The following is an 18,870-nucleotide window of genomic DNA, read 5'->3' as shown; positions in this document are numbered from 1 at the left end:
GTGCTTCCGACGATAGCCGCTCACCGCTTCCCGCAGGCAACGGCCCGTGTGAGGGAACCACGAAGGCCCGCCGCGGGAAGGGGCCTTGGTGCGCGCTCGTGACACAACCGGGGTGTGCTCCTGCAAGCGCCGTAAGTAAGCTGCTGGATCGACGCGGACGATCACACCATCCGCATCAGGAGCCACGGGGGTTGGCCCTGCGGCGAGTTGAAGCATGGAGGACGTCACATGGCCGGCGGCAAAGACGCGGACATCACTTACGAGAAGATGCGGCACGCTGCGAAGCGACTCGGCCACGAGAAGGAGAAGATGGAGGACAAGCTCCACGGCCTCGACAGCTACATCGACGGCCTCGTCGCCGACGGCTACACGACGTCCAAGGGCTCCCAGGCCTTCGACGACTCCTTCAAGGAGTTCACCAAGGGCATGAAGGACACCCTGGAGGGCCTCAAGGGAATGGCCAAGTTCCTTGAGGACGCGGCCAAGGCCTATGAGGACCTGGACGATCAGCTGGCGAAGGGGGTCAAGGGCTGACGCCCTCCCCGGCACTCGGGTGAACCGGCGCGGCGGTGTGCCCCGGCGCCCCGCCGCGCCGGGCGGATCCGGCTGCCCTTCGCGCGGTTCGGGCGTATGTGCGCGGGGCGCGCGTGCCGCCTCGGAACGGGCCCGGGAACAGGCTGAGGTGGGCCGCTTCACCGACCGGAGGACCGAGTGGTGAACAAGGAAGAGGAGTCCGTCGACAGCCTGTTCGCGCGGCTGCCGGAGGACGGGCGCCGCACACTGGAACAGGTCGGACTTGGCCTGCCGGAGCTGCGCCTCATGGCCGCCGACGACGGGATGCGCAAGGTGCGCGCCGTTCTCTCCGAGTTCACCACCGAGCTTCGGCCACGGCGTCCCGGGGACGACGAGGGCCCGGCGCAGCGGACCGCCGTACGTCCGTGGGTGCTGCTGTTCGTGGCGGCCCTCGCCGGGGTGGTCCTCACCGAGGTCGCCACGCCCGTACTGCACGAGTCGGCGCTGCTGGTGGGCGCGGTCTGGGCACCGGGTGTCCTTCTCGCGGCCGTCAGGACCCGCGCGTCGCGCGGAGGGCTCGTCCTGCGATGGGTCGCGGTGGCGGCGTACGCCGCCCTGGTCGTCACCGGCTCCTTCGGCACCCAGCAGTGGTACCTGCGGCTGCGCGGTGTCGAGCAGCCCGTGACGATCGTCCGCCCGCTCCACCAGTGGACCCACGGCACCCGGGAGACGTACTGCAAAGTCCGGCTCCAGGACGGTTCCGTCCGCCGTCTGCTCGGCGACAGGGAGAACTGTGCCGACCGGGTCGGCTCCCGGGACACCGCCGTCGTCGATCCGGCAGGTCACTACCGGCCCTTCCTCGGCACGCGGGCCGAGATCGGGGGGACGGCGGGTGCGGTCGTCGCGCTGGGCGCCGCCGTGGTCCTGATTCTGGCACCGGCGAGCGCCGTTTCTCTGGGACGGACACCGCGGCCCGGGCGGGCCGAGGAGGACCGGGCGGTATGACGGGACCATCGGGGTCGGACCGGCCCCGGAGACCCGTGCCTACGGCGTTTGCCCCGACGCGTCCGTATCGCCGGTGGGCTCGGAGAAGGACACCGTGCGGAGAACGGCTACCAGCAGGTCGCAGAATTCGGCCCAGTACTCGGTCGAGGCCGTGTCCAGAGTGAAGACGGCGGTGTGGGGTCCGGTCGGAAACGGGATGTGCACCTGGATCTGCCCCGTGAGAAGGCGCTCCTCGGCGCCGCTGGCGGTGATCTCGGGAGAGAGGGTCACCTCGCGGAACGTCACGCACGAGACCGCTGGACCGCAGGGCAGGTCCAGCCATCGGGCGTCATGGCGCGGATCGCTGCCGAGAGCGGTCAGGATGCCGTGCGCGGCGATCTCGGGGTCGGTCTGCTCCGTCTCCACGGCGGCCACCGTGAGGGAGCACCGGACGACGCCGCCATCGTCGTCGTCGGTGGAGAAGAGGCCCATCGCCGAATACGAGACGCCCGCGTGCGCCAGGCGTTCCGCGAGTGCCTCGTAGAAGGGGGCGGCGGGAGTCCACAGTGCCGCATCGCCACGGGAGTAGAGCTCTCGTACGAACGCCTTTGACAGGACGGCTCGTTCGTCCGGTGTGGCCGCCAGAGGCAGGGTGAAGAAGCCTTCGGGTGCGGTGAACGACAGCGGGGGTACGTCGTCGAGCACCGAGAGGACCGGGTTGGCGGTGGGTGTCACAGGATCCGGCTTCCTTGGTCGTCAGATGTCGCCGTCGTGGAATGTGGCGTTCTCTCCGTCGGGATCCATCAGCTTGAAGGCCGACTTGCCGATTCCGTAGACGGGGTCGACGCGGTCGTCGAGCCGGTAGGTGACGTAGACGTTGCCGCTCGGGCGGCGGTGGATCAGCAGGCTCCCCCCGGGCTCCTTGTCCTCCACGAGCTTCCGTACGGCCTGCCGCTGCCCCGGTGTGAGGTCGTCCGGGTCCATCAGGGTGAGCGGGTCCTCCAGGGCGCGGGTGGCGTCGTCACGGCAGGTGCCGTTCCAGCCGGCCAGCCGGCACCAGGATCCGTCGGTGAAGGCGAGGGTGAAGTCCGTGTCGGTCCGGCAGAAGTTCCTGCGGGTGGCCGCCGCGATGTTCGACCGTTCGGTCTCCCAGAGGACCTCGTCGAAGGGATCCTCCGTGTCGTTCAGCAACCCGAGAACGAGGACGCGTCGGTCTGTGACGACCAGATGCGTACGGTCCGTCGTGGGACGCCGAGCCGGATCGAGCTGCCAGGGGAGCGTACGCGCGAGGGTGCCGGGCGCCGCCCACATGACCGGGAAGTCCTCGACCTCGTTCTCCGGCTCGTCCGGCGTGCCGAGCGTCGTGACGTTACCGGTGCTGCCCGAGCCCGCCAGCGATTCGAGGACACCGATCGCCGCCACGAACAGCACGCTCGCTCCGAACCTCGCGGCGCCGCGCGCCCGGCGCTCGCTCTTGCCGCGGACGGTGAAGCGGGGGCCCTCGGGCCAGCCGGGCAGGTCGTCCTGGATGTCGGCCCGATCGGGGTCCCGGAACCAGCGCATGTTCGCCACGGGCGTGGCGGCACCCGTGGCGAAGCTCACCGCGGATCGCGCGATCAGGATCTCGTTCGCTTCAGGTTGCCAGATCGTCATCAGTGTCTAGCCTCAGTGTGCGGTAGCGGATTGGTGGAGGCGGTCCCCGGGATCGGTGGACTCACCACTGTGCAGTCCGATGCTGATTCCCTTGGGCAGCACCTTGCCTGCGACATCGATTCCGCGGCCCAGCCCGCTCAGCGGGTCGACGGTGAATCTCTCCCCGAGGAGCGCGGCACCCTTGGTCCCGAGCCACTGGCCCTGGTGGTAGCCCGCCTCGGCGAGACCTGCCAGTCGGTTCATCGTTCCGCTCTCGCTGCTGAGCAGGGCGATGTCCTTCGCGGTGCCTCCGAGGACGATCTTCCTGCCCAGCAGGCCGAGTCCTCCTTCGACGGAACCCGCCATCTTTCCCGTGGCCATGAGATTGAACGAGGAGGCGATGGGCGACGCCGCGAAGCCCTTCCCGAACTCACCGATGCGTTCAGCGGCAACCGCCTCGCTGGCCACCTTCGCTCCCTTGGCGAACATCCCGATCCCGGGGAGAAGGCCCAGCGCGTCGGTGCCCATGGTGAGCCAGCTGACGTCCGCGCCGCCGGCCATGGCCACCCCGTGCGTGAGCAGGGCCAGTCCGCTGGTCAGGAGCGCGGCGGCACCGAAGATGGCACCGAGCGGTTCGAAGGGCAGGGTGATGATGGCGAGGACGCCCAGCACCGCGGTGATGTCGCTGAGGACGTCGCCGATCTCCTTGATCAGATCGGCGTGCTCGGTCACCCAGTCCGCGGTTCCGTTCCAGGCATCCGCGATTCCGTTCCCCAGGCTGTCCCAGAAACCCGGCTCGTCCGGCGCGATGTCGGCGGCCTTGTCAAGGTCCTTGCTGATCAGACCCGCGGCCTTGTGGTACCGGTCCTCCAGGTCGTGGACCTTGCTGATGACCTCGTCGACCCCACCGGACGCCTTGCCGAGTGCGTCGCTGCCCTTGCCCTCGGCCTCCTGTTCGGCCTTCTCCTTGGCCGCGAGTTTCACTCCGGCGTCCTTCTCCAGCCGGTCGGCCTCGTCCTGGAAGTCGGAGAGCTGTCCGGCCCAGCGATGCAGGGCCCGAGCCGCCTTGTCGAAGGAGTCGTGACTCTTCTTGATCAAGGGAGTCACGTCGGTGGAGATGTGCTCGCTGAACGCGATCGCGGTCTTGCCCTTCCAGGCACCGCACTCGATCCGCTGCAACTCCCCCAGAGCCGTGCCCAACTCGCCCGCCAGTCCGGCCAGTTTCTTGGCGAGTTCCCGGGTCTGTTCGACATCGCCGGGGGTGGGGTCCCAGCCTATGTGGGGATATGAAGGGCGTCCCATGGCTCGTTCAATGCCCCTTCTTCGTCGGAGCCTTGAGAGACTCCGCGAGATCCAGATCGAGCTTCTCGAAGGACGAACCGATCTTGTCGATCATCTTGACCGCACCCTGGGTGTGCTTGCCGAGCTGTTTGATTCCGTAGCCCCAGGTGTCGGCGAAGTCATGCACGTCGTCCACCAGGCCTTGATCTCCCACCACCGATCCGTCGGTGCCGCGCAGAGTGCGACGCGCGGCGTCCATACGGTCGGTGACGTTGCCGAAGGTCTTCCTCAAGTCCTCGAAGATCGTGCCCTCGAGCCGTAGATCACTCACGATGCGTCGCCCCCGTTGCGTCCGTGAAGGGATCGCCGGGCGAGGTCCGGGCGCGCCTCGGGGCGGAGTTCTCGAGACGGTGCGGCGTCCTCGGCTGTGACGATCATCGCGGCGATCCTACTTTCCGCCCTCGGCGCGCCACCACAGGGGAAGGCGCGGCGCGTTCGGAGGTTTCCGGAGCCGTCTTGGTCCGGTCGTGGCGATGAGGTGATCGTTTCGCGATTCCGGATCGTGAAGCAGGGGTGATCCGAGACGCGACCGGTCCTTGGGGCCGCCACACGAGGAGGGGCCGTCATCGGTTGACCGCCTGGATCTCCTGGACGGTGATGTCCTGGGTGGTTCCGAAGGTGCCGTCGGGGAGGTCGCCACCGGCTCCTCCTGTGCCGGTCCAGGTGACTGCCCAGGTGATGGTGGCCCGGAGTTTGTAGGTGCCGTCGCCCGATGAGCGGAGGTAGGTGATTCCGCAGGGCGGGGTTTGTCCGGCGTCGCCTTTGGCGTACGGGGTGCCGATCGTGTGGTCGTCGTTGAGTGGGCATTCGCCGCCGGCCGGGTAGGTCTGGGCGTCGCTGGTGCCTGGCTCCAGCTTGAGGGAGACCGGTTTGGCGGTAGTGGTCGCGGAGATGTCGAGGCCGGCCACGTTGAGCGCCGCGGTGACGGAGACGTCCTTGAAGGTGGCCTTGTCGAGCCAGGCCCAGGTGGGGAGGTTGACCTTGGTGGTGTCGCGGGGGGCGAGGGTGACCTTGGTGTCCGGGAGCGTGATCCTGTTGTAGGCGAGCTCTGCCAGGACCTGGGGCGTCACGGCGTTCTTCACTGGGGGAACGTCCCCGTTCAGGACCCAGAACGGCAGCTCACTACAGGTGAAGGCAGCGGGATCGTCCAGGCGGTTCGGGTTCTGGACGGACACCCACCAGTTGCCCTTGTCGGCCTCGTCGAGGTTGTAGTCCTTGTACTTGCCGTCGTTGTAGATGTCCCGGAACTGACCCGTCGCCGACTTGGCGTAGTTCGGCTGCCGAGGGTCGTTGACGACTTCGTCGTATTCGCCTTCGACCTTCTTCTTGAATTCGGCGGCCGAGACAGGCTCGTACCAGCAAGCCGGCGGTGTCCAGTTCCCCACGGGCGTGACGTTGCCGGACGACTCGCCGCCCTTTCCACGGGCGCTGCCGGAGTATGTGATCCGCGACTCCAGCGTGTGACCGGAGCGCTTTGTGGACGTGTTCACGTTGGTGTCGGAACCGCCGGTGCCGCGATCGGCGAAAGCCGGGCTGGGCAACAGCACACAGGTCGTCGCAAGGGCGCCGACGGTGAGTACCCGGCCCTTGGACCTCAGTGCGTGCACTTGCCGCTGCCCCTTTCGGAGACGAGCTGCGTCGTCTGCCAGACGCCGTTGCGGGCCTTCTTCAGATGAGTGTTGTAGTAGACGTACGAGTTCTTGGTCACCGGGGTTCTGTCGACTTTCTTCGTCTTCACGTTCTTGTTGAACGCCTTGCTCTCGTCCGTGCAGAACGTGACCCCGGCGGATGCCGTTCCGTAGAGCGTCACACTGGGACGGAAGTACCGAACGGTGCCGGTGTACGTGATTCCGCCGTCCACGAAGGACTTGACCCACTGAGCGCCGCCGACGAGGGCATCGCCCTGCCGGTAGAAGGCGAGGGCCGGTTCGTCGGGATTCCCCTTGATGATGGCGTAATTGGTGGCCGTCTGCGCGCGCCCCGCATCCGCGAGGATCGCGTCCTTCGTCGCGTCCCCCGTCTTCCATCCCTCGAACTCGTCCTTCACGTCGCCCGGAAGAGTGATGTCCGGCCGGTCGGCGTCGTCCGAGGGGCTCGGGCTCGGTGAAGCCGACGCCGTCTTTCCCCGCTCCGCCCCCGCGATCTTGTCGTTCCCCTTCGGGGTGTCGCCTCCGCCCCCGCAGGCCGTCAGCAGCAGGGCTGTTGTCGCGGCGAACGCGGTAGCAACGGGCAAAGTGCGGCGCTTCACAGTGGGCTCCCCGTGGGACATCGGTTGAACGAAGTCGGTCAAGGGCAACGACGGTATCCGTGGGGCTCCTGGTTTCGCCAGGACGGAAGCCCCGTGTGGGCGGGGTGACACGGGGTGTTCCGGTCAACCGGGGTGCTGCGGGCCTCCGATGGTGTTCCTGGCCACATCGGCCGGCGCCGCGAGGGGGACACCTCCACACCCGGCCTCCATTTTGCGTTCGGCACCTTCACCGCCTCCCCCGAGCGGGGCTCAGGCACGCGAAGCCCCCGGCGTCACGGCCGAGGTGGCCGTTCGCGGGGCCCGGCGTTCCTTCCGCCGGTAGGCGCAGTCCCCCGTGCGGCTGAAAAGATCCCCTCCCGCCGGACCCATCCGTAAGCACCTCGTGCAGGCCTCGTGCACACCCGGTGACGGATCGTCCGAACGGACACGTCAGGGATTCGCTGTCGCACAGGCCGGCCGGCCCGTGGATCTCCGGGCCCAACAGGGAACCGGAACACCGCCGTTGCGCGTCGACAACATCGAGTCAGGTGTGGTTCAGGGGACTTGAGGCGCCTTGAGGGGCCTATGTGCGGCTGATACGGTGCCATGGCTCGACGCTCGCTCCAGCGTTGGCTGTTCGGCCAGGTCGCACGGTACGTCCCGGAAAGGGGCGCGGGGGTGAAGTGTCGCATTTGGCGCGTCAATCGGCAGACATTTTCTTGGGTGTACGGGGAGCGGTCGCGTGAAGATCCAAGAGCGTACGGGGGCGGGCGGCAACCGTTCCGGCACGGCGGCGCACCCGGCGATGGGCGAGCGTCTGCCCACCCCGCCTCGCGAGCGCAAACCCGCTCTGGCCGCCCTCGCCGTGCTGCTCATCCTCGTCGGTGCTCTCGGTGCCACCATGCTGGTGCTGCGCGCCGGTGACCGGGTCGAGGTCGTGAAGGTGACGAGCGACATCCAGGCGGGCGAGTCCGTGAGCGGTCACGTGAGCTCCGTGCTGGTCGCGGACGACGCCTCCATCCACTACGTCCCGTGGAACCAGGTGAACCAGCTCAAGAAGCTGAAGGCCAAGTCCACGATCTACCAGGGAACCGTCGTCATCGGCGAGATGTTCACCGAGGGCTCCACGCTTCCCGCGGGCAAGTCCTCCGTGGGCGTCTCCCTCAAGGAGGGCCAGTACCCCGCGGGCATCAAGGCCGGCGACACGGTGGCCGTCTACCGCGTCGGCGACACCGGATCCAGTGGCGGCCGCGGTGCGACGGGCTCGTCCAACTCCGCGAACCCGGGCGCCTCGAACACCGGCGGCAGCCCCATCGTCGAGCGGGCGAAGGTCAGTTACGTCCAGGACCAGAAGGACAGCACGATCAGCAGCACCAACCTGCCGGTCACGCTGACCGTGGACAGCGGCCAGGCGGCCTCCGTCGCCGACGCCGCCTCGGCGGGCCAGGTCGCCCTCGTCATCGTTCCCGGCAACTAGAGGCGAGTGGGTAGACGGACATGGCGCTCATCGCCCTCGCCGCGGACAAGGGTTCCCCCGGAGTGACCACCGCCGCGGTCGCGCTCTCCGCGGTCTGGCCCCGCAGGGTCCTGCTCGCCGAGACCGACCCGGCAGGCGGCGACCTCGTGTACCGCAGCGCCGCGGCCCACGGCGGCCCGCTGAACCCGAACACCGGCATGCTGTCGATCGCGGCCACCGCGCGCCGCGGGCTCGTCCCCGACCAGCTCTGGGACCACGTACAGCCCCTCAGCGGCGGACTCGACGTCCTCGTCGGGCTCGGCAACGCCGAGCAGGCCGCCGGTCTCTCCGGGCTCTGGCCCACCCTGGGCCGGGCGTTCGCACAGCTCGGAGACTCCCCGAACGCGTCCGCCGACGTCCTCGCCGACTGCGGCCGGATCAGCGGGGACACCCCGGCGGTCGAACTGTTCCCGCACGCCGCCCTCGTGCTGCTGCTCTCCCGCACCGAGCCCGAGGCCATCGCCCGCGTCCGCGACCGTGCCGCCGCCCTCTCCGCCAAGCTGCACGGCGGCCCGCGCGGCGCCGGCGGCCTCGCCACACCGTTCATCGGCGTCGTCCTCGTCGCCGACCCCGGCGACTCCGCCAAACTCGTCCACCAGGTCAACGACATGCTGGTGGCGGGCAGGACCGGGGCCGCCGTCGTGGGCACCATCGCCGACGACCCCGCGGGTGCGGCCCAGCTGGCCGGACGCAGACGCGGGCGCCTCGACAAGTCGCTGCTCATCCGCTCGGCCCGCAAGGTCACCGCGGACCTCTACCAGCAGTACGGCGCCGCCTGGTCCGTGCCCGCCGACGGACCCCACGCCGGGCACGGACAGCCCGCCGCCGGAGCCGGCCGATGACGGCGGTCGACCACCAGCTGGTCAAGCGGTTCCGGCAGGACGCGGGCGACCGCATCTCCGAACAGCGCCGCGAGGACCAGGTCCGCGGCGTGACCCCGATGTCCGGCGAGGACGAACGGCACTACGCCCGCGCCGTCATCGCCCAGATACTCGAGGACCACGCCCGCGGCGAGATCAGCCTCGGCAGGACCCCGCTCGACGCGGAGACCGAGGAGCAGTACGCGGCCGCCGTCCACGCCGCGCTCTTCGGCGTCGGCCGGCTCCAGCCGCTCCTCGACGACCCGGACGTCGAGAACATCGACATCAACGGGTACGACGAGGTCTTCATCGGCTACGCCGACGGCCGGGAGACGAAGGGGGACCCCGTCGCCGAGACCGACGAGGAACTCGTCGAGCTCATCCAGGTCCTCGGCGCGTACTCGGGACTGTCCTCCCGTCCCTTCGACTCCGCGAACCCGCAGCTCGACCTGCGGCTGCCGGACGGCTCCCGGCTCTCCGCCGTCATGGACGTGACCCGCAGGCCGGCCCTGTCGATCCGCCGCGCGCGCCTGGGCAAGGTCTTCATGTCCGACCTCGTGGGCAACGGCACCCTGGCCCCCGAGGTCGCGCACTTCCTGGCCTGCGCCGTCCGCGCCCGCAAGAACATCATGATCGCGGGAGCCACCAACGCCGGGAAGACGACCCTGCTGCGCGCCCTCGCCAACGAGATCCCGCCGTACGAGCGTCTCATCACCGTCGAGCGCGCACTGGAACTCGGCCTCGACACCTTCGCCGAACTGCACCCGAACGTCGTGGCGTTCGAGGAGCGGCTGCCCAACTCCGAGGGTCAGGGCGCCATCACGATGGCCGAGCTGGTCCGCAGGTCGCTGCGTATGAACCCCTCGCGCGTCATCGTCGGCGAGGTCCTCGGCGACGAGATCGTGACCATGCTCAACGCGATGTCGCAGGGCAACGACGGCTCGCTCTCCACCATCCACGCGAACAGCTCCAGCGAGGTCTTCAACCGCATCTCCACGTACGCGTTGCAGGCGAGCGAGCGACTGCCCATCGAGGCCAGCCAGATGCTCATCGCGGGCGCGGTGAACTTCGTGGTCTTCATCCAGCGGCGCAACGACTACGAGTCCGGCGGCCGGCTCCAGCGCATGGTGACCTCCGTGCGCGAGGTCAACGGCATCGACGGACGGGTGCTGTCCAGCGAGGTGTTCGCCGAGGCCCCGGACGGCCGGATCGTCCCGCACGCGCCCATCGCCTGCCTCGACGACCTCGTCGCGCAGGGCTACCGGCTGCCCGGCAGCGGGAATTGGTGACGACGATGACGATGATCCAGGAAGCGACGACGGCCGGGGCGTCGCTCGCGGCGGCCATGGCCGCCGCGAGCGGTCCACCGCATCCGACAGTGACCGCCCTCCCCGGCGGGCCGTCGGGCACGGTCTCCCTCGCCGCGCTCGACCCGCTCGGCTCCATGGGCGGACTGTTCTCCCTGCCCGTGCTGTACGCACTCGCGTGCGGGGTGGCCGTCGGCGGCGGCCTCGCGCTGTTCGCCGTGGCCGTGCGCGGTCTGCCCGCCAAGCCCGCGCACGAGAGGCAGAAGGCGAGCGAGCGCGCGAGCGAACTGATCCGGTTCGCCGGCCGGCGCGGCTCGATCGCCGCCATCGCGGGCCTTGCCGTCCTCCTCCTCACCGGCTGGGCCGTCGCCGGCCTCGCAGCCGGCATCCTCGTCTTCTTTTGGGACAAGCTCTTCGGCGGTGCCTCCGAGGAACGCGCCGCGATGCGCCGTGTCGAGGCCCTGGCGTCCTGGACCGAGTCGCTGCGCGACACCATCGCAGGCGCCGTCGGTCTGGAGCAGGCCATCCCCGCGTCGGCCCGCGCCTCCGCGCCCGTACTGCGGCCGCACCTCGACGCGCTGGTGGACCGGCTGCGTTCCAGAACGCCGCTCCCCGAGGCCCTCCAGCAGCTGGCCGACGAGATCGACGACGCGTCCGCCGACATCATCGTGGCCGCGCTCATGCTCAACGCGCGCCTCCGCGGCCCCGGTCTGCGCCAGGTCCTCGGCGCGTTGGCCAAGTCGGCGCGCGAAGAGGTCGACATGCGGCAGCGCGTGATGGCCCAGCGCGCCTCGACCCGGCGTTCCGTGCAGATCGTCGTCGCGGTGTCCGTCGCCTTCGTGCTCGGACTGTCGGTCTTCAACCGTGACTTCGTCGAGCCGTACGGGACGGCGGTCGGGCAGCTCGTACTCGCCTGCGTCTGCGGTCTGTTCGGCCTCGGCTTCTGGTGGCTGCGCAAGCTGTCCACGATCGAGACGCCGGAGCGCTTCCTGGTACGGGACGAGTCGTCCGTGCGGTTCGTGCGGCCCCGTACGCCGGTTTCCGGGGATGAGGCGGTACGACGATGAACCTGACCATGCCCGTCCTGATCGGCGCCGTGCTGGGCCTGGGTGTCTACGCCCTCGTCCGCGCGCTCATGCCGTCGAGGCGCAGCGCGGTCGCGCAGGTCGCCCGTATCGACGCGATGCGGGCCCGCGGGGCGGCGTACGAGTCCGCGCACCACGGCCAGCGCGACAGCGGACGCTTCGGCGGCCTGCGGGCGCGGGTCGGCGAGCGTGTTGCCGAGCTCTATCTCCAGCAGGGCTGGGAACAGCGCTCGCTGCGCGCCGATCTGGCTGTCCTGGACCGGAGTTGGGAGAGGTTCCTCGCGACGAAGGTGCTGCTGGCCGCGGGCGGTGTCTTCTTCGGGCCGTTCCTGTTCGCCGTCGTCTGGACCCTCGGTGTCGGGCGCAGTCCGATCATTCCGGTCTGGCTCGCGCTGCTCTTCGCGGCCGTCTTCTTCTTCCTCCCCGATCTGGAGGTACGGCGGGACGCGGTGGACAGGCGGCGCGATCTGCGGCGCGTGATCGGCGCGTATCTGGACCTGGTGTCGATGAGCCTGGCGGGCGGTCGCGGTCTGCCCGAGGCGCTGATGGCGGCCGCGGAGATCTCCGACGGCTGGGCCATGCAGCGCATCCGCAACGCGCTCGCCGACGCCCGGATCACCGGGATCAGCCAGTGGCAGGCGCTCGGCTCGCTCGGTGAGGAACTCGGCGTCGAGGAGCTCAAGGACCTGTCCGCCTCGCTGGCGCTGGTCGCGGACGACGGTGCCAAGGTGCGTGAGTCGCTCGCCTCGCGCGCCGAGACGATGCGCCACCGCGAGCTCTCCGAGATCGAGGGCAGCGCGGGCGAGAAGTCGCAGTCGATGCTCGTGGCCCAACTGCTGCTGTGCGCGGGCTTCCTGGTCTTCCTGATCTTCCCTGCGGCGATGCGCGTGTTCCAGGTCTGAACCGTCCGCCGTGCCCGAAGGGCCACCGATTTCGGCCGCCACCATCTTCCGAGAGGACAACTCACCATGAACGGACGGAACTTCAGCACCGGGATCCCGGGGGTGGACTTCCTGATCACCTTCCTCCAGGGCCGGGTGCAGCGTGCCCGCTCCGGCGAACTCGACCGGGGCGCGTCCGCGGTCGAGTGGGTCATCATCTCCGCCGTCGTCGTCGCCATCGTCGGTGTGGTCGCCGCGATCATCAACGCCGCGCTGAGCGACGGCGCCAACAAGGTCGGCAACTGCATCAAGGGCGCCGACGCCGGCAAGACCTGCTGAGCTCTTACGGGGATGAGCGTGCGCGAGGACCGATCGGTACGTCACTGGGTGCGCCGCAGGGTGGAGGCAGCCTCCGCCCGCGGTGACTCCGGCATGACCGCGATCGAGTTCGTGCTGCTCACTCCGGTGCTCTTCTTCATGATCTTCGCGACGGTGCAGTTCGCGCTGTACTTCTTCGCGGACCATGTCGCGCAGGCGGCGGCCCAGGCGGGTGCCCGTAAGGCCCGTGCCACCGCGGACGCGCAGCCGGGCGCCTGGCGGGGCGAGGCGGGTGACGTCGTCGACAGCTACATCCGTCAGCTCGGCCCGAAGCTGGTGCTGTCCCCGGACGTGACGATGCTCCAGCCGGAGCCGGACACCGTGGGTGTCGAGATCACGGCGCGGGTTCCCGCGGTCTTTCCCGGCCTGGATCTGACCGTGCACGCACGGTCGTCGGGGCCGGTGGAGAGGTTCGTGAAGGAGGAGACGCCGTGAGGGGGCCAAGCAGCCTGTGGGGCCTGAGGGGTCTGCTCAGGGTCGTGCGTGACCGTGTCTCCGGGCGGCCGGGTCGGGACCGGGGGCTGTCCACCATCGAGGTGGTGATCCTCGCCCCGGTGATGATCCTGTTCATTCTGGTGCTGGTGGCGTTCGGGCAACTGGTCAACGGGCGCGGCGCGTTGGACGGCGCCGCCAGGGACGCGGCGCGGGCCGGCTCGATCCAGAAGGACCACGCGACCGCCATGGCCGAGGCGCGCAAGGCCGCCGAGGCCGACCTCGGGGACGTCTGCTCGGGCCCGGTGAGCGTGACGCAGACCAGCGCGGGCTTCGAGCCGGACACGCTGTTCACCGTCGAGGTGAGCTGCGAGGTACGGGGGCTCGCGATGATCGGCCTCGATGTGCCGACCACCCTGGAGTCGTCGTTCAGCTCCCCCCTCGACCCGTTCCGGAGGACGGCATGAAGGCCAGGTCAGCGGTACGTGACTGGGCCGCCGTGCGCCGGGAAGCGCTCGGCGACCGTGGCTCGGGTGCCGGTGCGGTGATCATCTTCGCGCTCGTCTTCCTGTCGCTCTCGGCCTTCGTGATCGACGGCGGGATGTCCATCTCCAAGCGTGAGCGGGCGGCCGACATCGCGGAACAGGCGGCCCGTTACGCGGCCCAGGACATCGACCTGGAATCCCTCTACGAGAACCGGAACGGCCCGGCCCCCATCAACTTCGAGGACTGCGGAGCCCGCGTGAAGGCGTTCGCCCGGGAGATGGGCATGTCCGGCCCGGACGTCGCCGCGACCCACTGCGTGAGCGCCGACGCCGAACAGGTCGAGGTCGAGGTCCAGTTGACCTATTCACCGGTCTTCACGGGGATGTTCTACGGCGGGGACGTGACGGTCCACGGACGAGCGGTGGCGGAGAACGAGGTGGGCTGAGCCACGTGGTACCGGCTAATTCGCCCCGCCCTTCTTCTGGGTCTTCACCCCCTCGGAGACCTCCTTCGCCAGTTCGTCGTCGAGCTTCTTGAACTCCCGGACCACCGCGTCGGACATCTTCGCCAGGGCGTCGAGGGACTGGCCGATGTCCTCGCGGCCGTCCTCCCAGCCGGACTCGAAGTCGTCCAGGGCGTCGTGGACGGTGTGGTCGCCGAGGTCGTCCTTGAACGATTCGAAGAGCTTCTTGGTGTGGTTCAGCCGGGTCTTGATGTCCCGCAGCCGGTCGCCGTAGTCCTCCAGCGCGCTCAGCGGGAGCGCGAGGTCGCTCTTGCCGCCACCACCCATGCCGGTTCCCCCTCCTGAAGTCCCGAAGTCTCGGTCAGACGAACCGGAACGTGCCGGTCACCGCGTCGAAGATGTCGTGGAAGGCCTCGGCCAGATCGAGCACCGGGCTGGCTCCGGAGACGAGAACGACCGTGTCGGTGGTTCCCGGGACCGGGATGTACGTCTGGGTCAGCACCATGCGAAGGGTACGGGTGTCGCCCTGCGCGACGGGCACGTCCTCGACGCCGAACGTCCTAGCCGCGAGGCCTACTTGAGGTATGTCGACGGTCGTCACCGTGCGCCAGGCGTCACCCTCGCGGCGGGCCGTGACCGTCCGCAGGCTCTCCGCGATCGCGCGCGGGTCGGTCGACAGCGCCACGCCCTGCTTGTTCTGGGCGCCCAGCACCGACACGGTGAGGGTCGCGGTCAACGGAACCCCCTCGAAGTTCTCGGCCATGCAGCCCATGTAAACGGCCCCGGAGTCGTACGCGTCCTTGGCCATCTTGCGCAGCACGGCCGCCAGATCGCTCCGGTACTCCGCGAGTTCGGGCACCTCGCGGATCCGCTCGTCGACCAGCGCGCGAACGGTGGCGTCCCGGCCCTCCGGACGGATGTCGAACTCCCACCAGGAGTCGGGGACGGACAGGGAGAAGCCCGATGACGAGCCGAGGTTGTCAGAGCTGTCGGGGTGCGCGGTCACGTGCCGATTCCTTGGGCGGTAGGCGGATCTCGTCGGATGGTGCGGCTGGATGGTCCTCAATCCATTTCGATTCCGAGGTCCCGTGTCAGGATTTCCATCAGCCGGCTTTCCGGTACTTCCGGAGTCTGGTGGCGGGCGTTTCTCACCTGGATGACGAAATCCGGGGAAAGGGAAACGTGATACTTTCCGAGATAGTAAGGGAGATCCTGGCGCCACAGCCAGATCCCGTCCGTGTAGAGCGATCCGATGCCCGAGAGTTCTGGGGCTTCCGGATCCAGGACGTCAGGTCCGGCACTCATTTCACTCCAGATCCCGGCACCGTTTCGGAGATATGAAATGATCTCGGCCTCATCCGGTTCCCCTGTCACGTTGACGGAGTCCCGCATGAGTCCGTCGGTCGGGAGCCCCCATCCGGGGGTGAGTTCGGAAAAGAACCCGACAGGTCGAATCATTTGATGTCCTCGTTGGTTTCCTGGCCTGTCACTGGGCCATCGGGAGGAAGGTCAGCCAACTTCCGCCGTCCTTGATCTTCGGGGTGAAGGGGCCCTCGCCAAAGCTCGGGACGCCCACCGCGTCGGTCGGGGCCTTGACGGGAACGCCCAGCGAATTGGCCATGTCCTGGATCACGTGAGGCTGAGCGGACCCCGAATGGCAGGTGAGCATCCTGATGGGTCCACCATCATATCCAGGTATTTGCCTGATGGTATCAAGGACGTGATTCGGGTTGATGGTATGGCCTCCGGCTGCTTGGCCCGCGCGATTCGCCTCACCGGCTACCATTCGTCCGTCCACAGTGCCGTGAATGATGACATCCTGGTATCCAGGAAGTCTTTTCGCCACGTCGAAATTTCGCAGAGTGGACGGGTCGTAACCGATCGCCGTGGCCCCGTCCTTGTGGTAGATCGGGATATCTGAGGGGAGTGCGTCGCTCGGCGTTCTGGTGGGAGGGCCGACATGTGGTGAATCCGCCTTCCACCAGCGATTTCTGCCCATCATGCTGAAGGATGAGAAGCGCAGATTCTTCATGCTGCGCACGCCGTCCGCGAGGCCCTTCAGACCCCCGCCGATCCCCTTCATGAAGGCGCCGCCGAGTGCCCTCAGGCCGCCCAGTTTCCAGAGTTTGCCCATCTTGGCGATGCTCGTGAAACCCTTGGTGGCGGGAATGCAGTCGAGGATCGCGAAGATGAGATCGCCCCAGCCCGCCTGGCCGTTGAGCATCTTTCTCACCGTGTCCGCGAGCACGACCAGAGCCGCCGCGAACACCAGCCAGCCCAGCGGGCCGCCCACGATCATCACGATGATGCCGACGATCGTCACGACCCACTTGCACACCGTGACGATCTCGTCCCAGTGGTCGGAGACCCAGTCGAGGGGCTCCTCCCACCAGTGGCGGTTGTGGATGCCGGCGTCCGACGCCTCGTGCAGCTTCTTCACCGTGCGCCGGGCGGCCTCCTCGCGCAGCCCCCTCGCGTGCGCGGCCAGCTTCTTCGCCGCGTCCAGCAGTCCCTGGGCGTCGTCCACGTCCTTGCGGGCGGCGGTCTGCCGCTCCCTGGCGTGCTGGGCGTCCCGGGTCGCACGGCGGACGTCGGCCTCGTCCGGTGGCGGCACGTCCCTGCCGGGGTGCTTGTCCGGGTCGTAGGAGTCGGCCTTCGTGGTGGCCGTGCGCACCCAGTCGTCGGCGCCGGAGAGGGCGCTGTTCGCGGTGGACAGATCCTGGCGGGCCCTGCGGCCGTCGCGCAGCGCCCTGTCCGCCTTCTGCTGGGCGTCGTCCAGATCGGGCCAGTACGAGGCGAGCGCGTCGCCCGCGATGCCGTAGGACTTCTTGAGCTTCTTCAGCTGCCCCGGGACGTCCTCGAACTCCGAGGCGAAGGAGTCGGCCGTCTTGCCCGCCCACTTCAGGACCGCGTCGTCGTGCGCCAGTCCCTTGACGTCCCGCAGGATGTCCGAGACGTCGTCGGCGAAGTCGTGGAGCGAGCCCGCGAGTGTGCGCACCCGCTGCGGGTCGCCCGGCGTCGGGTCCTGGTCCAGGTCGAGTATGTGCCAGTCCGTCGGCCTGTTCGACACGTGTTCCCCCGTAACACCCGCAACCTCTGCATCAGAACGTACGTGTGAACGTAGCGCGTCGACCGTTGCGAGTGGAACGCCGAACAGGGCTTCGTAGAGGGGCTGTTACGTACGGGCCGCGCTGACCCTCCCGGTGCGTATGGCCTGGAGGAGGTGGCCGACGGGGGCGGGGGTGGTGGTGAGGACGATGGCGGGGTCGTCGGATTCGCGGAGGTGCAGGACCGCGCGGGTGGAGGCGAGTTCGACGCAGGAGTCGCCGTCGCCGGGCCCCGAGTAGGACGACTTCTGCCAGTTGTCAGGGGTGGTCATGGGTGCCTCTCACAGCTCCTTCGTCAACCTGTGGATGAAGTCGCGAGACCGGTCGGCGTCCAGCGACACTTCCCCGACCTTATGGAACAGCGTTCGATACGCGTTGAGTTGGGCCTCGGAGTCGATGAACGCCGCGCCCTGGGGAGCGTCGCGCACGACGGTGTCCAGCTTCGGCGCGGGGCCTCCCGCGTACGTCATGGCGCTCGCCGCGCCACCGAACCCCTCCAGGTCGAAGGGGATGACGCGCACGGTGATGTGGTCGGCTTCGCAGAGTTCGAGCACATGGGTGAGTTGGGCGCGGGACGTGGAGCGGTCGCCGACCATGATGCGCAGCGCGGCCTCGTGGACGATGCCGTCGTACCCCTTGGGGGCGGGGCCTTCGAGCAGTTCCTGGCGCTGCATGCGGTGCTGTACGCGCAACTCCACTTCGTCGGCAGGGAGTTCCGGTACGCGATAGGAGAAGACCGCGCGGGCGTACCGCTCCGTCTGGAGGAGGCCGGGGATGTGGAGGAACTGGACGTCCCGCAGGAACGTCGCGTGGTGTTCCAGCTCGGCGAGGTCGAGGAACGGTGTGGGCAGCGAGCCGCGGTACGGCTCCCACCATCCGCGTGTCCTGTCGGTGGCCATGGAGACCAGGGACTCCACGAACTCCTCGTCCGTGCAGAGGTACTGGGCCGCGAGCCGGCGTAACCGCTTCTCGCTCACGCCCGCGAGCCCGGCTTCGATCTGGCTGATCTGCGCGGGGTTCACGCCGAGGAGCGTGGCCGCCTCGCGCGACGCGAGCCCGGCCGCCTCGCGGAGCCGCCGCAGCTCGGCCGCCAGACGCAGCTGACGCGCCGTCGGATCACGCCTCAATGCCATCGGCTTCCCCTCTCGGCGTGCCCATGAAGGTGACGCGTTCGGGGGGCAGATTACGCGACCGCGATGAGGCATCTAAAGAGTTAGGGCTACGTTCGGTCACGCAAGAATCACTCTGAGCGCGCGGAAAGCGTGGAAGTGCACCAGCTGTCGCTTGCTCTCGTCAGACCGGCATGGCCCTCGCGTGCTGGTCCCTCAGTGCCTTCCATGCCAGTTCCTGGGCTTCGCCGGGCATGGCGGGAGCCGGGTGGCCGGCCCTGTCGATAAGTACCAGGGCCGTGGCGATGAAACCGAGGCTGAGGGAGCGGAGGATGCCCTGATCCGACGTGGTGAACCGGTCCAGGGCCACTTCGGAGAGCCTCCGGAAACGCTGGAAGTCCACGACGCATTTGTCGGCGACGAGTTGCCCCACTCCCGAGTCTGTCCGATACAGCCCGGCGAAGACGTCCGAACTGCCCTTGAACGCGTGGGCGACCTCGGAGTCAGGGCACCAGATGTCCAGTCCGGGCATCTCGCTTGAGCGGAATC

The 18,870-nt window shown here is 68.7% G+C and carries 24 protein-coding genes; 11 read left to right on the top strand and 13 right to left on the bottom strand.

The window, feature by feature from the left end:
- Positions 1 to 228 precede the first annotated feature (228 nt).
- Both ACZ4AA_RS32280 and ACZ4AA_RS32275 read left to right on the top strand, forming a co-directional pair.
- Positions 229 to 534 carry a WXG100 family type VII secretion target gene (locus tag ACZ4AA_RS32280; protein ID WP_078943692.1) on the top strand — a complete coding sequence of 102 codons (306 nt, stop codon included), beginning with the start codon at positions 229 to 231 and terminating at the stop codon, positions 532 to 534.
- A gap of 180 nt (positions 535 to 714) precedes the next feature.
- Positions 715 to 1,518, top strand: a complete 804-nt coding sequence (locus tag ACZ4AA_RS32275) for a hypothetical protein (protein WP_467610630.1) — start codon at positions 715 to 717, stop codon at positions 1,516 to 1,518.
- 39 nt (positions 1,519 to 1,557) lie between these two features.
- Here ACZ4AA_RS32275 and ACZ4AA_RS32270 read toward each other — a convergent pair whose 3' ends face one another.
- From ACZ4AA_RS32270 to ACZ4AA_RS32245, 6 genes are all read right to left on the bottom strand, one after another.
- Complete coding sequence (locus ACZ4AA_RS32270; RefSeq protein ID WP_467610629.1) at positions 1,558 to 2,232, bottom strand: hypothetical protein; 675 nt, start codon at positions 2,230 to 2,232, stop codon at positions 1,558 to 1,560.
- A 21-nt stretch (positions 2,233 to 2,253) separates the two neighbouring features.
- Positions 2,254 to 3,150, bottom strand: coding sequence for a hypothetical protein (locus ACZ4AA_RS32265; RefSeq protein ID WP_467610627.1), 897 nt, complete (start codon positions 3,148 to 3,150; stop codon positions 2,254 to 2,256).
- 12 nt (positions 3,151 to 3,162) lie between these two features.
- The gene (locus ACZ4AA_RS32260) at positions 3,163 to 4,431 is read right to left on the bottom strand and encodes an enoyl-CoA hydratase/isomerase family protein (protein WP_467610625.1); all 1,269 of its coding nucleotides are present in this window, start codon (positions 4,429 to 4,431) and stop codon (positions 3,163 to 3,165) included.
- 7 nt (positions 4,432 to 4,438) lie between these two features.
- The gene (locus ACZ4AA_RS32255) at positions 4,439 to 4,741 is read right to left on the bottom strand and encodes a hypothetical protein (protein ID WP_467610623.1); all 303 of its coding nucleotides are present in this window, start codon (positions 4,739 to 4,741) and stop codon (positions 4,439 to 4,441) included.
- Between the two features lie 292 nt (positions 4,742 to 5,033).
- The gene (locus tag ACZ4AA_RS32250; RefSeq protein WP_467610621.1) at positions 5,034 to 6,077 is read right to left on the bottom strand and encodes a hypothetical protein; all 1,044 of its coding nucleotides are present in this window, start codon (positions 6,075 to 6,077) and stop codon (positions 5,034 to 5,036) included.
- On the bottom strand, positions 6,065 to 6,718 hold the full coding sequence (locus ACZ4AA_RS32245; protein ID WP_467610619.1) for a hypothetical protein: 654 nt from the start codon (positions 6,716 to 6,718) through the stop codon (positions 6,065 to 6,067). The genes ACZ4AA_RS32250 and ACZ4AA_RS32245 overlap by 13 nt, the downstream gene beginning before the upstream one ends.
- A 721-nt stretch (positions 6,719 to 7,439) precedes the next feature.
- Here ACZ4AA_RS32245 and ACZ4AA_RS32240 point away from each other — a divergent pair.
- The 9 genes from ACZ4AA_RS32240 (at position 7,440) to ACZ4AA_RS32200 (ending at position 14,087) form a co-directional block, all read left to right on the top strand.
- Positions 7,440 to 8,174, top strand: coding sequence for a hypothetical protein (locus ACZ4AA_RS32240; RefSeq protein WP_467610617.1), 735 nt, complete (start codon positions 7,440 to 7,442; stop codon positions 8,172 to 8,174).
- Between the two features lie 20 nt (positions 8,175 to 8,194).
- On the top strand, positions 8,195 to 9,055 hold the full coding sequence (locus tag ACZ4AA_RS32235; RefSeq protein ID WP_467610615.1) for a hypothetical protein: 861 nt from the start codon (positions 8,195 to 8,197) through the stop codon (positions 9,053 to 9,055).
- Entirely contained in the window at positions 9,052 to 10,362 is a 1,311-nt protein-coding gene (locus tag ACZ4AA_RS32230) for a CpaF family protein (protein ID WP_467610613.1), read from the top strand. The genes ACZ4AA_RS32235 and ACZ4AA_RS32230 overlap by 4 nt, the downstream gene beginning before the upstream one ends.
- Positions 10,363 to 10,517: 155 nt before the next feature.
- Positions 10,518 to 11,447 (top strand): type II secretion system F family protein, encoded by a 930-nt coding sequence (locus ACZ4AA_RS32225; protein WP_467610693.1) that lies wholly within the window; start codon positions 10,518 to 10,520, stop codon positions 11,445 to 11,447.
- Positions 11,444 to 12,367, top strand: a complete 924-nt coding sequence (locus tag ACZ4AA_RS32220; protein ID WP_467610611.1) for a type II secretion system F family protein — start codon at positions 11,444 to 11,446, stop codon at positions 12,365 to 12,367. The genes ACZ4AA_RS32225 and ACZ4AA_RS32220 overlap by 4 nt, the downstream gene beginning before the upstream one ends.
- Positions 12,368 to 12,433: 66 nt before the next feature.
- A complete protein-coding gene (locus tag ACZ4AA_RS32215) occupies positions 12,434 to 12,685 on the top strand; it encodes a hypothetical protein (RefSeq protein ID WP_037627216.1) in 252 nt (83 codons plus the stop codon).
- Positions 12,686 to 12,778: 93 nt separating this feature from the next.
- Entirely contained in the window at positions 12,779 to 13,159 is a 381-nt protein-coding gene (locus ACZ4AA_RS32210; protein ID WP_467610690.1) for a TadE family protein, read from the top strand.
- A gap of 32 nt (positions 13,160 to 13,191) precedes the next feature.
- Entirely contained in the window at positions 13,192 to 13,623 is a 432-nt protein-coding gene (locus tag ACZ4AA_RS32205) for a TadE/TadG family type IV pilus assembly protein (protein WP_467610687.1), read from the top strand.
- Entirely contained in the window at positions 13,620 to 14,087 is a 468-nt protein-coding gene (locus ACZ4AA_RS32200; RefSeq protein ID WP_467610609.1) for a Tad domain-containing protein, read from the top strand. The genes ACZ4AA_RS32205 and ACZ4AA_RS32200 overlap by 4 nt, the downstream gene beginning before the upstream one ends.
- Positions 14,088 to 14,102: 15 nt before the next feature.
- Here ACZ4AA_RS32200 and ACZ4AA_RS32195 read toward each other — a convergent pair whose 3' ends face one another.
- The 7 genes from ACZ4AA_RS32195 to ACZ4AA_RS32165 all read right to left on the bottom strand — a co-directional run bounded on the left by ACZ4AA_RS32195 (position 14,103) and on the right by ACZ4AA_RS32165 (position 18,853).
- On the bottom strand, positions 14,103 to 14,432 hold the full coding sequence (locus ACZ4AA_RS32195) for a hypothetical protein (RefSeq protein WP_467610607.1): 330 nt from the start codon (positions 14,430 to 14,432) through the stop codon (positions 14,103 to 14,105).
- A 34-nt stretch (positions 14,433 to 14,466) separates the two neighbouring features.
- Entirely contained in the window at positions 14,467 to 15,111 is a 645-nt protein-coding gene (locus ACZ4AA_RS32190; RefSeq protein ID WP_467610605.1) for a hypothetical protein, read from the bottom strand.
- Between the two features lie 56 nt (positions 15,112 to 15,167).
- On the bottom strand, positions 15,168 to 15,563 hold the full coding sequence (locus tag ACZ4AA_RS32185; RefSeq protein WP_467610602.1) for a hypothetical protein: 396 nt from the start codon (positions 15,561 to 15,563) through the stop codon (positions 15,168 to 15,170).
- A 28-nt stretch (positions 15,564 to 15,591) separates the two neighbouring features.
- On the bottom strand, positions 15,592 to 17,175 hold the full coding sequence (locus ACZ4AA_RS32180; RefSeq protein ID WP_467610599.1) for a putative T7SS-secreted protein: 1,584 nt from the start codon (positions 17,173 to 17,175) through the stop codon (positions 15,592 to 15,594).
- Positions 17,176 to 17,280: 105 nt separating this feature from the next.
- The gene (locus ACZ4AA_RS32175) at positions 17,281 to 17,484 is read right to left on the bottom strand and encodes a DUF397 domain-containing protein (RefSeq protein WP_467610597.1); all 204 of its coding nucleotides are present in this window, start codon (positions 17,482 to 17,484) and stop codon (positions 17,281 to 17,283) included.
- Positions 17,485 to 17,493: 9 nt separating this feature from the next.
- On the bottom strand, positions 17,494 to 18,345 hold the full coding sequence (locus ACZ4AA_RS32170; RefSeq protein ID WP_467610595.1) for a helix-turn-helix domain-containing protein: 852 nt from the start codon (positions 18,343 to 18,345) through the stop codon (positions 17,494 to 17,496).
- Positions 18,346 to 18,505: 160 nt separating this feature from the next.
- Positions 18,506 to 18,853 carry a DUF6086 family protein gene (locus ACZ4AA_RS32165; RefSeq protein WP_467610593.1) on the bottom strand — a complete coding sequence of 116 codons (348 nt, stop codon included), beginning with the start codon at positions 18,851 to 18,853 and terminating at the stop codon, positions 18,506 to 18,508.
- Positions 18,854 to 18,870 lie beyond the last annotated feature (17 nt).

It is taken from the genome of Streptomyces sp. NPDC024698 (assembly GCF_055559015.1).
Note: the sequence above shows the minus strand (reverse complement) of the source record. Positions and strands in the feature narration are given on the sequence as shown.

Bases quoted from the DNA above. Each gene is read 5' to 3' on its own strand.
- ACZ4AA_RS32280 (WP_078943692.1), top strand. From the start codon at position 229: ATGGCCGGCGGCAAAGACGCGGACATCACTTACGAGAAGATGCGGCAC.
- ACZ4AA_RS32265 (WP_467610627.1), bottom strand. From the start codon at position 3,150: ATGACGATCTGGCAACCTGAAGCGAACGAGATCCTGATCGCGCGATCC.
- ACZ4AA_RS32260 (WP_467610625.1), bottom strand. From the start codon at position 4,431: ATGGGACGCCCTTCATATCCCCACATAGGCTGGGACCCCACCCCCGGC.
- ACZ4AA_RS32235 (WP_467610615.1), top strand. From the start codon at position 8,195: ATGGCGCTCATCGCCCTCGCCGCGGACAAGGGTTCCCCCGGAGTGACC.
- ACZ4AA_RS32230 (WP_467610613.1), top strand. From the start codon at position 9,052: ATGACGGCGGTCGACCACCAGCTGGTCAAGCGGTTCCGGCAGGACGCG.
- ACZ4AA_RS32225 (WP_467610693.1), top strand. From the start codon at position 10,518: ATGGGCGGACTGTTCTCCCTGCCCGTGCTGTACGCACTCGCGTGCGGG.
- ACZ4AA_RS32220 (WP_467610611.1), top strand. From the start codon at position 11,444: ATGAACCTGACCATGCCCGTCCTGATCGGCGCCGTGCTGGGCCTGGGT.
- ACZ4AA_RS32215 (WP_037627216.1), top strand. From the start codon at position 12,434: ATGAACGGACGGAACTTCAGCACCGGGATCCCGGGGGTGGACTTCCTG.
- ACZ4AA_RS32210 (WP_467610690.1), top strand. From the start codon at position 12,779: ATGACCGCGATCGAGTTCGTGCTGCTCACTCCGGTGCTCTTCTTCATG.
- ACZ4AA_RS32200 (WP_467610609.1), top strand. From the start codon at position 13,620: ATGAAGGCCAGGTCAGCGGTACGTGACTGGGCCGCCGTGCGCCGGGAA.
- ACZ4AA_RS32195 (WP_467610607.1), bottom strand. From the start codon at position 14,432: ATGGGTGGTGGCGGCAAGAGCGACCTCGCGCTCCCGCTGAGCGCGCTG.
- ACZ4AA_RS32185 (WP_467610602.1), bottom strand. From the start codon at position 15,563: ATGATTCGACCTGTCGGGTTCTTTTCCGAACTCACCCCCGGATGGGGG.
- ACZ4AA_RS32175 (WP_467610597.1), bottom strand. From the start codon at position 17,484: ATGACCACCCCTGACAACTGGCAGAAGTCGTCCTACTCGGGGCCCGGC.
- ACZ4AA_RS32170 (WP_467610595.1), bottom strand. From the start codon at position 18,345: ATGGCATTGAGGCGTGATCCGACGGCGCGTCAGCTGCGTCTGGCGGCC.
- ACZ4AA_RS32165 (WP_467610593.1), bottom strand. From the start codon at position 18,853: ATGCCCGGACTGGACATCTGGTGCCCTGACTCCGAGGTCGCCCACGCG.